General features: G+C 55.1%; 15 protein-coding genes. 9 read left to right on the top strand and 6 right to left on the bottom strand.

Annotated features, from left to right (window positions below; genetic code table 11):
* Positions 1-74: 74 nt before the first annotated feature.
* The 8 genes from DXX3274_RS17655 (at position 75) to rpoS (ending at position 6,573) form a co-directional block, all read left to right on the top strand.
* A complete protein-coding gene (locus DXX3274_RS17655; RefSeq protein ID WP_042860881.1) occupies positions 75-419 on the top strand; it encodes a DUF3561 family protein in 345 nt (114 codons plus the stop codon).
* Between the two features lie 215 nt (positions 420-634).
* Entirely contained in the window at positions 635-976 is a 342-nt protein-coding gene (gene ftsB / locus DXX3274_RS17650; RefSeq protein ID WP_042860880.1) for a cell division protein FtsB, read from the top strand.
* 2 nt (positions 977-978) lie between these two features.
* Positions 979-1,707 (top strand): 2-C-methyl-D-erythritol 4-phosphate cytidylyltransferase, encoded by a 729-nt coding sequence (gene ispD / locus DXX3274_RS17645; protein ID WP_042860879.1) that lies wholly within the window; start codon positions 979-981, stop codon positions 1,705-1,707.
* A 3-nt stretch (positions 1,708-1,710) separates the two neighbouring features.
* Positions 1,711-2,208 (top strand): 2-C-methyl-D-erythritol 2,4-cyclodiphosphate synthase, encoded by a 498-nt coding sequence (ispF, locus tag DXX3274_RS17640; RefSeq protein WP_042860878.1) that lies wholly within the window; start codon positions 1,711-1,713, stop codon positions 2,206-2,208.
* Positions 2,202-3,251 carry a tRNA pseudouridine(13) synthase TruD gene (gene truD / locus DXX3274_RS17635; RefSeq protein WP_042860877.1) on the top strand — a complete coding sequence of 350 codons (1,050 nt, stop codon included), beginning with the start codon at positions 2,202-2,204 and terminating at the stop codon, positions 3,249-3,251. Before ispF ends, truD begins: the two co-directional genes overlap by 7 nt.
* 121 nt (positions 3,252-3,372) lie before the next feature.
* Positions 3,373-3,999, top strand: a complete 627-nt coding sequence (locus DXX3274_RS17630) for a protein-L-isoaspartate(D-aspartate) O-methyltransferase (RefSeq protein ID WP_042860876.1) — start codon at positions 3,373-3,375, stop codon at positions 3,997-3,999.
* 307 nt (positions 4,000-4,306) lie between these two features.
* Positions 4,307-5,527 (top strand): murein hydrolase activator NlpD, encoded by a 1,221-nt coding sequence (gene nlpD, locus DXX3274_RS17625; RefSeq protein WP_042860875.1) that lies wholly within the window; start codon positions 4,307-4,309, stop codon positions 5,525-5,527.
* A 53-nt stretch (positions 5,528-5,580) separates the two neighbouring features.
* Entirely contained in the window at positions 5,581-6,573 is a 993-nt protein-coding gene (rpoS, locus tag DXX3274_RS17620) for an RNA polymerase sigma factor RpoS (RefSeq protein WP_042860874.1), read from the top strand.
* Between the two features lie 80 nt (positions 6,574-6,653).
* Here the strand turns inward: rpoS and proS are convergent, their stop codons facing one another.
* From proS to metN, 6 genes are all read right to left on the bottom strand, one after another.
* A complete protein-coding gene (gene proS / locus DXX3274_RS17615) occupies positions 6,654-8,372 on the bottom strand; it encodes a proline--tRNA ligase (RefSeq protein ID WP_042860873.1) in 1,719 nt (572 codons plus the stop codon).
* 115 nt (positions 8,373-8,487) lie between these two features.
* Complete coding sequence (gene tsaA, locus DXX3274_RS17610; RefSeq protein ID WP_042860872.1) at positions 8,488-9,195, bottom strand: tRNA (N6-threonylcarbamoyladenosine(37)-N6)-methyltransferase TrmO; 708 nt, start codon at positions 9,193-9,195, stop codon at positions 8,488-8,490.
* Positions 9,192-9,599 (bottom strand): Rcs stress response system protein RcsF, encoded by a 408-nt coding sequence (gene rcsF, locus DXX3274_RS17605; protein ID WP_038666231.1) that lies wholly within the window; start codon positions 9,597-9,599, stop codon positions 9,192-9,194. The genes tsaA and rcsF overlap by 4 nt, the downstream gene beginning before the upstream one ends.
* A gap of 114 nt (positions 9,600-9,713) precedes the next feature.
* On the bottom strand, positions 9,714-10,529 hold the full coding sequence (locus tag DXX3274_RS17600) for a MetQ/NlpA family lipoprotein (protein ID WP_042860871.1): 816 nt from the start codon (positions 10,527-10,529) through the stop codon (positions 9,714-9,716).
* A gap of 63 nt (positions 10,530-10,592) precedes the next feature.
* Positions 10,593-11,246 carry a methionine ABC transporter permease MetI gene (locus tag DXX3274_RS17595; RefSeq protein ID WP_042860870.1) on the bottom strand — a complete coding sequence of 218 codons (654 nt, stop codon included), beginning with the start codon at positions 11,244-11,246 and terminating at the stop codon, positions 10,593-10,595.
* Entirely contained in the window at positions 11,239-12,270 is a 1,032-nt protein-coding gene (gene metN, locus DXX3274_RS17590) for a methionine ABC transporter ATP-binding protein MetN (protein ID WP_042860869.1), read from the bottom strand. The genes DXX3274_RS17595 and metN overlap by 8 nt, the downstream gene beginning before the upstream one ends.
* A gap of 180 nt (positions 12,271-12,450) precedes the next feature.
* On the opposite strand from metN, the gene gmhB reads away from it, so the two are divergent.
* Entirely contained in the window at positions 12,451-13,017 is a 567-nt protein-coding gene (gene gmhB / locus DXX3274_RS17585) for a D-glycero-beta-D-manno-heptose 1,7-bisphosphate 7-phosphatase (RefSeq protein WP_038901925.1), read from the top strand.
* Positions 13,018-13,346 lie beyond the last annotated feature (329 nt).

Genomic DNA, 13,346 nt, shown 5'->3' with positions numbered 1-13,346 from the left:
CTGCCGGTTGCCTGACGAAGGGGCAGTCTTCAGGCCCAACGGTTACCCGGTGATGGGGTAAAGCAGGAACGATGATGCAGAGTGTGACGCCATTACCTGATAGCAATACGCAAGCCGACCATGCCGAGGAGGAGGACGCGTCCTTCGTTTCTTGCAGCCCGCTGGTAGGGGCGCTGGCTGGTTTCTGCTTTTACTGGTTGGCTTTTTCTCTGCCGTTTATCGTTTATGGCCTGAATTCCACGCTGCTGCTGATGCTTTACACCTGGCCCTTTTTTCTGGCGCTGATGCCCCTGTCGGTATTGATCGGGATGCTGTTTCGCGTGTTGTTGCCGAATCATGTGGTGTGGATGATGGTCTGCTGCATGGTCAGCATTCCGGGCGTGTTCTGGCTGGTGTTCTTACTGATCACCGGATGGTAGCGGCTCAGACAACGCATCTCATCAGGATCTCGACCTCAGCGAAACCGATTTCAGAACATTTACTCCTTTCGTGAAACTATTTCCCTGTGTGAGCAATTTTATCCTTCACCACCCGGTGTGCGCCTGGCTTTTCCCTGCCGGAGGGGAATGCTGTTGGCGAAGGTGGAGTCCTGACAAAAGTTATGGGATGATTAGGCGGCTTTTCAGGGGGCTGGATGGGAAAACTTTCGCTGTTATTGTTGATTCTTCTCGGTTGGTTGCAATATTCGCTCTGGCTGGGGAAAAACGGTGTTCATGACTACGTGCGGGTGAAGGATGACGTGGCGGTGCAACAGGCCAACAACGTCAAACTGAAATCCCGCAACGAACAGCTGTTTGCGGAAATAGACGATCTCAATGGTGGTCAGGAAGCCATTGAGGAACGGGCGCGCAACGAGCTGGGCATGACCAAACCCGGAGAAAGCTTTTATCGTCTGGTGGCCGACCAGGCGGATCGCCGCGTTGGCGCGAACCCGTCGCCGGCTCCTTCCACTCCATCATCATCGACTTCTCGCTAGGTATGTCTACTCCAAATCAGTCTTTGGCTGAGGTGGTTGCTGTTTTGCCGGCGGCCGGTAACGGCAGCCGGATGCAGAGCGACCGCCCCAAGCAGTACCTTTCCATCGGCGGTAAAACCATTCTTGAGCACACGGTCGCGGCTCTGCTGCGTCATCCGCGTATTCAACGGGTGGTGATCGCCATCAGCGCCGATGACCGTTATTTTCCCGAACTGCCCCTCGCAACCGATCCGCGTATTCAGGTGGTGAGCGGCGGTCGTCAGCGCGCCGACTCGGTGCTGGCCGGCTTACTGCATTTGCCGCACGCCGATTGGGTGCTGGTGCACGACGCGGCGCGGCCCTGTCTGCATCAGGACGATTTGTCCCGGCTGCTGGCGCTGACCGGGCAAAGTGAGGTCGGCGGCATTTTGGCGGCGCCGGTGCGTGATACCATGAAGCGAAGTCGGGATGGCGTCATCGACCATACGGTGGAGCGCGAGGCGCTGTGGCACGCCCTGACGCCGCAACTGTTCCCGCTGGCGCTGCTGCGAGACTGCCTGGAACGGGCGCTGCGCGAAGGCGCGACCGTTACCGACGAGGCGTCGGCGCTGGAATATTGCGGCTATCGTCCGCAGATTGTTCCGGGACGGGCAGACAACATCAAGGTCACGCGCCCGGAAGATCTGGCGCTGGCGGAGTTTTATCTGACGCGTAACCCGGATCATCATCAACAAGATAATAAAGGAGCCTGAGTGATGCGTATCGGTCACGGTTTTGATGTGCATAAATTTGGCGGAGAAGGTCCGCTGGTGATCGGTGGGGTACGTATTCCCTATGAACGTGGCTTGCTGGCTCATTCCGATGGCGACGTGGTGTTGCATGCCGTCACCGATGCGCTGCTGGGCGCGGCGGCGATGGGCGATATCGGTAAACTGTTTCCCGACACCGATCCGGCCTACCGCGGCATTGACAGTCGCGAATTGCTGCGCGAAGCCTGGCGTCGCATCATCGCCAAAGGTTACCAACTGGGCAACCTCGATGTCACCATCATCGCGCAGGCGCCGAAAATGGCGCCGCACATCCCGCAGATGCGCGTCAACATCGCCGAAGATCTGCAATCGCACATGGATGATGTCAACGTCAAAGCCACCACGACCGAACAACTGGGCTTTACCGGCCGTGGCGAAGGGATTGCCTGCGAGGCGGTGGTATTGCTGGTCAAGAGCGACGCTACCGGCGTGGTGGCATGGTAATGCGTGAATCACTGTTTTGGTTGCATGGCGAACCGGCCGCAACGGGGGTGCTGAAAGCATCGCCGGATGATTTTTTTGTTGCCGAAGATCTGGGATTTGCACCGGATGGCGATGGCGAACATGTGCTGGTGCGCGTGCGCAAACGCGGTTGCAACACCACGTTTGTGGCGGAAGCGCTGGCGAAGTTCGCCGGTATTCCGGCGCGTTCCGTCAGCTATGCCGGGTTGAAAGATCGCCATGCGGTAACCGAACAATGGTTCTGCCTGCATGTGCCGGGCAAAGCGGAGCCGGCGTGGTCGGCATTTGCGCTGGAAGGGTGCGAAATTCTTGAAGCGCAGCGCCATCGCCGTAAACTGCGTATTGGCGCGTTGCGCGGCAACCATTTTAGTCTGGTGCTGCGCGAGATTAGCGACCGTGCCGATGTTGAAGCCCGTTTGGCGCTGATCGCCGGTGAGGGCGTGCCCAACTATTTCGGCAGCCAGCGTTTCGGCCGTGACGGCAACAATCTGGAACAGGCCCGTCGCTGGGCGAATGACGAGATTCGGGTTAAGGATCGCAGCAAGCGCAGCTTCTACCTTTCCGCCGTGCGCAGTGAGTTATTTAATCTGATGGCCAGTGCGCGTCTGACGACGTATGGCGCAACGCAGGTGTTGACCGGAGATGCGCTGCAACTGGCTGGCCGCGGCAGCTGGTTTGTGGTCAAGCCGGAAGAACAGGCTGACGCGCAGTCGCGCGTGATAGCCGGCGAACTGCAGATTACCGCCGCATTGCCGGGGCAGGGCGAACCCGGTGTGCAGGAACAGGCGCTGGCGTTCGAGCAGCAATGTCTGGAAGGCCAGACGCTGTTGTTGTCATTATTGACGCGTGAGCGAGTGGACAGCGCGCGCCGCGCCGTCATGCTATATCCGCAAGACCTGCGCTGGTCATGGCGGGATGACGCCACGCTTGAGTTACACTTCTGGTTGCCGGCAGGGTGTTTCGCCACCAGCGTGGTGCGGGAGCTGCTGCTTCCCGTGCAACAGGAAAACGAGTGGGCGGCCTGATAGCAGGCGGCTTTTCTCGGCTTCAGACGTGTGATTTATCCTGATACGGGCTGTCGATTTTCTTTGCTATCGGAGGACGGAGCGAGTTGATGAGGTGGGCTAACGCCGGAGTTGACGGGGAATGGTGAATAAACGCGTGCAAACGTTGCTGGCGCAGCTTCACCAGCAGGGAATTCAGGACGAACGCCTGTTGCAGGCCATGGCCTCGGTTCCTCGTGAGCGTTTTGTTGACGAGGCGTTCGAACATAAAGCCTATGATAACGTCGCCCTGCCGATTGGTTCCGGACAAACTATCTCTCAACCCTACATCGTGGCCAGAATGACCGAGCTACTGCGGCTGACGCCGGAGTCCCGCGTGCTGGAGATCGGCACCGGTTCCGGTTACCAGACTGCGATTCTGGCGCATCTTGTACGGCATGTGTTTTCGGTGGAGCGTATTAAAGGCCTACAGTGGCAGGCCAAGCGGCGTCTTAAGCAACTCGACCTGCACAATGTGTCCACCCGTCATGGCGACGGCTGGCAAGGCTGGGCGTCCAAAGGGCCGTTTGACGCGATAATCGTTACAGCGGCGCCGCCGGAGATTCCGTCCGCACTGATGGCGCAACTGGACGAAGGCGGCATCATGGTTTTGCCCGTAGGCGAAGAGCAGCAGACATTACAGGTCGTTTTGCATCGCAACGGCGAGTTTATCGTCCAGACGGTGGAAATGGTTCGGTTTGTTCCGCTGGTCAAAGGGGAATTGGCCTGATACCGTTGCCAATCTCGGTAAAAAGTCCGTCTTTAAAATTTCAATACAACTGTCTTATGGTGATAACGGATTGATATTGATAGGCTGTGTCCCGTCGTTGTCCGTGATTCTGACCCTGTTGGTATGGTGTGACCGCCAGACAGACCTTATGGTACCGCCTGTTTGCGTCGACGAATAAAATAAACGGTAATCGTTTTACGTTCCTCGTTTCGCATGATTGCCTGCCTTTATCAGGGTGTTCCGCACGGAAATAAGCGTCGGGACCGGACAGATTTCGTCATTTTTGGTTATAGGGGGAATTTGGCGCATGGGAAGCCAAATCGTGAACTGGCGTCAGCTCGCTGTGTGTTCGGTTATTACTCTGGGATTGGCCGGTTGTGCAAATGACAATAATCAGGCGGCCCCGATCAGCAGCGTGGGAGATAACGGCGCAGGAAGCCGTTCGGGCAGTACCACCACCTATTCGCCGCCGCCGCGCATTTCCAGCGTGGGCAGCGTGAGCAATAATACTCAAGGCGTTCCTTCGGCGAGCATCAGCCGCCCTTCCAGCGATGCGGCGGTCACTACCCGTGAAGGTAAGATTGTCTATAACCGCAGCTATAACAGCATCCCCAAAGGGAGCTACAGCGGCAATACCTACACCGTCAAACGCGGGGATACTCTGTTCTATATTGCCTGGATTACCGGCAATGATTATCGCGAACTGGCGCAGCGCAATAACATTCAGGAACCTTACAGCCTGAATGTGGGCCAGTCGTTAAGCCTCGGCAGCAATATGAATGCCGGCGGCGGCACCCAGGGCATGGCGATCGCCAGCGCGCCGACGACGGTAACGACATCCGCACCGGTGGAAAGCAGCTCGTCCGACAGCGGTCATATGCTGCCTGAAAATGCCGCTAAAACCTCCGGCAGCGGCCGTATGCTGTCAGGCAACGCCACCGCCAGCAGCAGTGGTCATATGCTGCCGGCTAACGCAGCCGCGGCAGCCGCCGCACAGCCGCCATCGTCAGCACAAATGCAGACTACGCAGGTTGATTCTCAACCAACTAATGCGTATTCTGAAAGTTCGGGTAAACAGAATGTGGGTAAGATGTTGCCCACAGCGGGAGCCGCGACCACGCTTCCGACCACCGAACCGACGCAAACGAACACGGCAATTGCCAGCTGGCGTTGGCCTACAGACGGGAAAGTCATAGATAGTTTCTCATCCTCAGAGGGGGGAAATAAAGGGATTGATATCGCCGGCTCACGTGGGCAATCCGTTATCGCTACCGCATCCGGGCGTGTAGTGTATGCGGGTAATGCGTTACGCGGTTACGGTAATCTGATCATCATCAAACATAATGATGATTACCTGAGCGCCTATGCCCATAACGAAACCATGCTGGTCCGGGAACAACAAGAGGTAAAGGCGGGTCAACAAATCGCTACCATGGGTAGCACCGGAACCAGTTCAGTACGCTTGCATTTTGAAATTCGTTACAAGGGGAAATCCGTAAACCCGCTGCGTTTTCTTCCGCAGCGATAAATCGGGCAGAGTATTTCGGTATTCTGCCATGGGATCACGGGTAGGAGCCACTTATGAGCCAAAACACGCTGAAAGTTAACGAGTTACATGAAGATGCTGAATTCGATGAGAATGGAATCGACGTTTTTGACGACAAAGCGCTGGCGGAGGAAGAAACCGGCGATAGCGACCTGCTCGACGAGGAATTGCTTTCGCAAGGAACTGCTCAGCGCGTGCTGGATGCAACCCAGCTTTATCTGGGAGAAATCGGCTACTCACCTCTTCTGACCGCTGAAGAAGAAGTTTACTTTGCCCGTCGGGCGCTGCGCGGCGATGTTTCATCTCGCCGCCGCATGATCGAGAGTAACCTGCGGCTGGTGGTGAAAATCGCCCGCCGCTACAACAACCGGGGACTGGCGCTGCTGGACCTGATTGAAGAAGGAAACCTCGGTTTGATCCGCGCAGTCGAGAAGTTTGACCCTGAACGCGGGTTCCGCTTTTCGACTTACGCCACCTGGTGGATCCGTCAGACCATTGAACGGGCCATCATGAATCAGACCCGCACCATCCGTTTACCCATCCATATCGTCAAAGAACTGAATGTCTACCTGCGTACCGCACGCGAACTGTCCCACAAGCTTGATCATGAGCCGAGTGCGGAAGAAATCGCCGAGCGGCTGGATAGGCCGGTGGATGACGTTAACCGCATGCTGCGTCTCAACGAGCGCATTACGTCGGTGGATACGCCGCTGGGCGGGGATTCGGAAAAGGCGCTGCTGGATATTCTGGCCGACGAGAAGGATAACGGCCCGGAAGACACCACGCAGGATAACGATATGAAGCAGAATATCGTTAAATGGCTGTTTGAACTGAACGCAAAACAGCGTGAAGTGCTGGCCCGCCGTTTTGGCCTGCTGGGATATGAAGCCGCCACGCTGGAAGATGTGGGGCGTGAAATCGGGTTGACTCGTGAACGGGTTCGCCAGATTCAGGTCGAAGGGCTGCGCCGTTTACGCGAGATCCTGCAGGTGCAGGGGCTGGACATCGAAGAACTGTTCCGCGAATAACTCGCACAATAACTAACATGGCACAAAAAAATGGTGGGATATGTCCCACCATTTTTTATATCAGCAATTAGGACCGTGCGTTATCGGGCACACTGAGACAGCAGGAACTCGACGATATCGCCGGCCTTGATCATCTCTTTTTCGCCTTTACGGCGGTGCTTGTATTCGATCTCGTTGTTATCCAGATTGCGATCGCCGATCACGATGGTGTGAGGAATACCGATCAGTTCCATGTCCGCAAACATCACGCCGGGGCGTTCTTTGCGATCGTCCAGCAATACATCGACGCCGTTGGCGCGCAGTTGCTGATAGATATTCTCGGCCACTTCCTGCACGCGGAAGGACTTATGCATGTTCATCGGCAGAATCGCCACCTGGAACGGTGCAATGGCGTCAGGCCAGATAATGCCGCGATCGTCATGGTTCTGCTCAATGGCGGCGGCGATCACGCGTGTTACGCCGATACCGTAGCAGCCCATGGTCAGCGTCTGATTGCGGCCGTCTTCGCCCTGAACCGTTGCTTTCAAGGCTTCGGAGTATTTCTTGCCCAACTGGAAGATGTGGCCGACTTCAATACCGCGCTTGATCAGCAGCGTGCCTTTGCCATCCGGGCTGCGATCGCCTTCCACTACGTTACGGATATCGGCAACCTGCGGCAGAGCGGTATCGCGTTCCCAGTTAATGCCGAAGTAGTGTTTGCCGTCGATGTTGGCGCCGGCGCTGAAATCGCTCATCGCTGCCACGGTACGATCGACCACAACCGGCACCGGCAGATTCACCGGCCCCAGCGAACCCGGGCCCGCTTTCACTGTTGCACGGATCTCTTCTTCAGTAGCGAAGGTCAACGGGCTGGCGACCAGCTCCAGTTTTTCCGCTTTGACTTCATTCAGTTCATGATCGCCACGCACCAGCAGCGCAACCAACTTATGGCCGCTTTCTTCGGTCGCTTTCACCAGCAGGGTCTTGACGGTTTTTTCCACCGGCAGTGCGAATTGTTCCACCAGCTCGGCGATGGTTTTGGCGTTCGGGGTATCCACCAGCGTCATGGCCTGAGTCGGCGCCGCACGACCGTGCTCCGGAGCAACGGCTTCCGCCAGTTCAATATTGGCGGCGTAATCCGACTCGGTAGAGAACACGATGTCGTCTTCGCCGCTGCTGGCCAGAACCTGAAATTCATGCGATGCGTTACCGCCGATGGAGCCGGTATCGGCCTGTACGGGGCGGAAATCGAGATCCATTCGGCTGAAAATCTTGCTGTAGGCCGCGTACATGGCATCGTAAGTGACCTGCAGGGATTCCTGCGTGGTGTGGAACGAATAAGCATCCTTCATCAGGAACTCGCGCGCGCGCATTACGCCAAAGCGCGGGCGGACTTCGTCACGGAATTTGGTCTGGATCTGATAGAAATTCAGCGGCAACTGCTTGTAGGAGCTGATTTCATTGCGGATCAAATCGGTGATGACTTCTTCATGCGTCGGGCCGAGCACAAACGGGCGGTCGCCACGGTCGACAAAGCGCAGCAGCTCCGGGCCATATTGTTCCCAGCGGCCGCTTTCCTGCCACAGGTCGGCGGGTTGAACTACCGGCATCGAAATTTCGATGGCGCCGGCATTGTTCATTTCTTCACGCACGATGTTTTCGACTTTTTTCAGCACCCGCAACCCGGTCGGCAACCAGGTGTAAAGGCCGGAAGCCAGTTTACGAATCATCCCGGCTCGCAGCATCAACTGATGGCTGATGACTTCGGCATCGGCGGGCGTCTCCTTCAGCGTGGAGAGCATGTATTGACTTGTACGCATGATGTTTGAGTTCCGTCAGAACAAATAAATAGCATTAACCACAACGTGGTTCAGGCAGAAAAAGTGGTTTAGTTTACCAGTGCGGGCCGTTCCCCAAAAGGCGCAGCCACGTTTTTTAACCGGCATCAAGGCTGATGACTTCCGTTTGGCCGTCAATAACGTGCCATTTGACATTAAATTCCAGCAATCGCGCGGCATAGACCTTGAGGTCATCTTCTCCTTTGCGGTAAGCCGGGCGGGGGTCCTGCGCCAGCACCTGGCTAATGAAACGCCGCAGATTGGGGTGACGCTGCTGATGTTCCGTCAGTTGTTGCTCCGCCAGAACGGAAAAATGGATCGGCATATCGGCTGCGGGGGCCAGTTGGGCAAAACCGGCCCGCGCCTGCGGCTGACTTTCCGCGAACGGCAGGTAGGGTTTGATGTCCACAACCGGGGTGCCGTCCACCAGATCCAGGCTGCCCAGTTCCAGTATCACGCTATCCCGCATGGTGCGTATCGCTTTCAGTTCAACCAGCGACATACCGATCGGGTTAGGGCGAAACGTTGAACGGGTAGCGAACACGCCCATGCGGGCATTGCCGCCCAGGCGAGGCGGCCTGACCGTTGGGCGCCAGCCCGCGGAGGCCGTCTGGTGGAAAATGAACAGCAGCCACAGGTGGCTGAAATCTTCGAGCCCGCGTACGGCCTCGGGTTGGTTATAAGGCGAGAGGAGATGTAATTCTCCGCCGCCATCCTTAATCAGACCGGGCTGTCGGGGTACGGCAAATTTTTCTTTATAAGGTGAGCGGATAACGCCGATCTGATTAAAGCAAAATTGGCTCATTGCGCGGAAACTTTCAGTGCATAACCCTGACAGACGGCCTGACGGTAGCATCCCGCTACATTACTGATGATCTGGCAGTCATGCAGCAGTACGGCATTGGCTTTCATGGCGGTGGCGCGATTCTGCATTCTTCTACGGGCAGACGGAATGCTGGGCGGCGTGTCCTGCGCGCTGGCCTGACAGGATGAACCAGATACTTCACCCATATCACGGAACGGCTTACCTACCAACTCTTCGGCACTTTTATACAACACGGCAGGGGCGGGGTGCGTGACCGGCTTCGGCTTCGGCGGAGGTTCCACAGCCACTGGTGTCTGCGGTTGTGGTGCCGGCGCAGCAGGTTTGTGCAGCAGGGAACATCCTGTCAGCGAAAACGCCAACAGCAGAACAGGTACAGCACGCATAAATTTTCCTCTGGCTTGGATAAAGTGCGGTTATTGAAGCAAGCAATACAGAAAATAACAAGACGGGCAGTTGCCCGTCTTTCATCTCTTTTATGCAAGAAAGTAAGTATTAACTTACCATCCTTTCACCGCGCCACCATTAAATGTTTTCAGCGCCGCCTGATTTACTTCGTCAGACTGATAAGCCTTTACGAATTTTTTCACGTTTTCTGCATCTTTATTGTCTTCACGAGCAACCAGCAGGTTAACGTACGGCGAGTCTTTTTCTTCCACGAACAAACCGTCTTTGGTCGGGGTCAGGTTGATCTGGCTGGCATAAGTGGTGTTGATGATGGCCAGAGCAATCTGATCGTCATCCAAAGAGCGCGGCAGCTGCGGCGCTTCCAGTTCGACCAGCTTCAGGTTTTTCGGGTTTTCAGTCACATCCAGCACGGTCGGCAGCAGGCCAACGTTGTCTTTCAGTTTGATCAAGCCCACTTTCTGCAACAGCAGCAGCGAACGGCCCAGGTTGGTCGGATCGTTCGGCAGGGCGATTTGAGCGCCGTTCTGCAGGTCATTCAGCGATTTGATTTTTTTGGAGTAACCGGCGATCGGATACACGAAGGTGTTGCCGACGGAAACCAGCTTATAGCCGCGATCCTTGATCTGCTGGTCGAGGTACGGTTTGTGCTGGAAAGCGTTCAGGTCGATATCGCCTTTGCTCAGCGCTTCGTTCGGCAGCACATAATCATTAAAGGTAACCAGTTCAACATCCAGACCATATTTTTCCTTGGCTACTTTCTGTGCCACTTCCGCTACCTGCTGCTCGGCACCGACGATCACGCCCACTTTAATGTGGTTAGGGTTCTTCTGCTCCTGACCGCATCCGGCCAGCGCCAGCGCACCAATCAACGCACCAACCGCCGCGAGAGATTTCAATTTAATTGCCATTTTTTACCTCTGTTTAATGTTTTAACCTGTACCGAAGAATAATAGACGCGATGATAAAACCCGTTATTTGTGGGTAACCGCGCGAACTGCTCTGTCACCAAAAAACTGAATGAGATAAACCAGAACCACCAACAGGACCAGTACGGTATTCATCACGGTGGCGTTATAGCCGACGTAACCGTACTGATAACCAATCTGTCCCAGACCACCGGCGCCGACCGCACCGCCCATGGCTGAATAACCTACCAACGTAATCAATGTAATAGTGGCGGCGTTGATCAGACCGGGCAGGGCTTCAGGCAGCAGAATTTTGCGGATAATCTGCAACGGCGTGGCGCCCATCGCGCGTGCCGCTTCGATCAACCCGGTCGGAATTTCCAGCAGGGCGTTTTCCACCATGCGGGCGATAAAAGGCGCCGCTCCTACCGTTAACGGTACAATCGCTGCCTGTAGACCAATTGCGGTGCCTACAATCACTCGGGTAAAAGGAATCATCCACACCAACAAAATAATGAAAGGAATGGAGCGGAAGATATTCACCAACGCGGAAATGCTGCGATAAAGCTTAGGATTGGCGATAATCTGCCCGGGGCGGGTGATATACAACAGCACGCCGACGGGTAAACCCAGCATAAAACCGAAAGAGCCGGACACGAATGTCATCACCACGGTCTCCCAAACGCCGCGGGCAATTAACCAGATCATGGCTTCAGACATAACCCAATACCTCAATATTCACGTGATGCTGCTGCAGAAAAGCGATGGCTGCCTGGGTGTCGGTTTCCTGCCCGTGCATTTCGGCCAGCATGATGCCGAACTTCACACCGCCAGCGTAATCCATCTGCGCGCTGATAATGTTGTTGTTGACGTTGAACTTCCGGGCCACTTCGGACAGTAACGGTGCGTCAACCGACTGGCCGGTAAACTCCATACGCAGCAGCGGCACGCTGCCTGGACGAGGCGTTGCCGACAGTCGCTGCTGATAGTCATCCGGAATATCCAGATGCAGGGTGGACTGGATAAATTTCTGCGCCAGCGGCGTTTTCGGGTGAGAAAACACTTCGCTGACCGTATCCTGCTCAATCAGTTTGCCGTTACTGATAACCGCCACCTGATCGCAGATGCGTTTAACCACATCCATCTCATGCGTAATCAATAGGATGGTCAGCCCCAACCGACGATTGATGTCTTTCAGCAATTCAAGAATAGAACGAGTGGTAGCCGGGTCCAGCGCGCTGGTCGCTTCATCGCATAACAATACTTTGGGGTTGCTTGCCAGCGCGCGGGCAATAGCGACGCGCTGTTTTTGCCCGCCGGACAGGTTGGCGGGATAGACATCATGCTTGTCCGACAGACCGACCAGATCCAGAAGCTGATGCACCCGCTGTTTGATTTCAGCCGCGGGCGTGTTGTCCAGTTCCAGCGGCAGCGCCACGTTGCCGAATACGGTACGTGAGGACAACAAATTGAAGTGCTGGAAAATCATGCCGATTTGGCGGCGGGTGCGCGTCAGCTGGCTTTCCGACAGGCTCATCAGCTCTTTCCCGTCGATCAACACTTTCCCCTGGGTCGGTCTTTCCAGCAGATTCACGCAGCGAATCAGCGTGCTTTTACCTGCGCCTGATGCGCCAATCACGCCATAAATCTGACCCGCAGGCACGCGTAATGTCACGTCGTCCAGCGCAGTGACGGCGCGTCCTTTTTGCTGGAAAACCTTTGTAATATTAATCAGTTCAATCATAAGTTTTATCAAAGATGACGATGGCCGGATAAGAAACCATTATATTCCGACCCAATGTGGAGGGGATGTTAAGGCGTCTAGACGTCTAAGTCAATCGAGATCCCGTCAGGGATGACATTCTCTCTGGTGATGAAAACATGCGATACTAAGCACAATTTACGCCATCAGGAGCAAAGGTAAGTGGCAAACAGCGTCCCTGCAATTTTTCTCGACCGTGACGGTACCATTAATGTTGATCATGGCTATGTCCATGAAGTCGATCAGTTCCAGTTCATTGACGGCGTGATTGACGCCTTACATGAACTCAAAAAAATGGGCTTTGCCCTGGTGCTGGTTACCAACCAGTCAGGGATTGCCAGAGGTAAGTTTACCGAAGATCAGTTCATGCAACTGACCGAGTGGATGGATTGGTCGTTGGCCGACCGTGGTGTTGACCTGGACGGTATCTATTACTGCCCGCATCACCCTGATGCTGGTGAAGGGGAATATCGTCAACAGTGTGATTGCCGTAAACCTCAGCCGGGGATGTTTATCTCTGCGCAGCGTCATTTGCACATTGATATGGCCGCTTCTTATATGGTGGGCGATAAAGTTGAAGATATGCAGGCGGCGCAGGCAGCAGGGGTAGGCACTAAAGTATTGGTTAAAACCGGCAAACCGGTCACCGAAGAAGGTGAAAAATTGGCTGATTGGCTAATAGATAGCCTGGCTGACCTGCCAAAAACGATCAAACAGCGCGTAAAATAGCCGTAAGGGTGGAAAAATGCGCGAACGGAAAAAAAGATCGAGAAAGTGGTTGTGTAACCCGTTCGGATCCCTATAATGCGCATCCACTGACACGGCAACGGCGATGAGCCAGCGCGGTGTGAGGCGGAGAAAACGAGAAAAAAGTCGTTGACTCTGAATGAGGAAAGCGTAGTATACGCCACCTCGCGACAGCAGGCTGTAAGCCGGTCGCACTGCTCTTTAACAATCAATCAGACAATCTGTGTGGGCACTCGCAGGACGCTTCACTAAAATATTTGTGAAAAGTCTTGAAGAGTGACAACAGTTAATTCATACGAACTAACAGTAAA

It is taken from the genome of Dickeya sp. NCPPB 3274, assembly GCF_000406205.1.
Classification (GTDB): domain Bacteria; phylum Pseudomonadota; class Gammaproteobacteria; order Enterobacterales; family Enterobacteriaceae; genus Dickeya; species Dickeya fangzhongdai.
Note: the sequence above shows the minus strand (reverse complement) of the source record. Positions and strands in the feature narration are given on the sequence as shown.